Annotated in this window: 1 protein-coding gene; it reads left to right on the top strand. The window is 48.5% G+C overall.

The window, feature by feature from the left end; all coding sequences use genetic code 11:
• Positions 1–468, top strand: a 468-nt coding sequence (locus tag ACTHTY_RS11780; protein ID WP_440367813.1) for a collagen-flanked surface repeat-containing protein, incomplete at both ends; no start/stop codon positions are given.

Genomic DNA, 468 nt, shown 5'->3' with positions numbered 1-468 from the left:
CAGGTGAAGTTGTAGCTAATGGTGACGGTACCCATACAATCACTATTACTGATCTTGAGACCGGTTCAGTCACTACGACTATCGTTAAAGACGGTAAAGACGGTGTAGACGGTAAGAACGCTGAAGCCGACGTTAAAGACACCGGCGACGGTACCCACACTGTAAACATCAAAGACGGTAACGGTAACACCACTACTACCATCATTAAAGATGGTGCAACTGGTGCCGACGGTAAGAACGCTGAAGCCGACGTTAAAGACAACGGCGACGGTACTCACACTGTAAACATCAAAGACGGTAACGGTAACACCACTACTAACATCGTTAAAGACGGTGCAACTGGTGCAACCGGTGACACTGGTGCCGACGGTAAGAACGCTGCAGACGACGTTAAAGACAACGGCGAAGGTACCCACACTGTAACCATCAAAGACGGTAACGGTAACACCACTCATACCATCGTTAAAG

The sequence above is a fragment of the Neisseria sp. P0019.S002 genome, from assembly GCF_051957155.1.
Lineage (GTDB): Bacteria > Pseudomonadota > Gammaproteobacteria > Burkholderiales > Neisseriaceae > Neisseria > Neisseria perflava.
The sequence above is the reverse complement of the archived record's forward strand: the minus strand, read 5'-3'. Positions and strand labels throughout refer to the sequence as shown.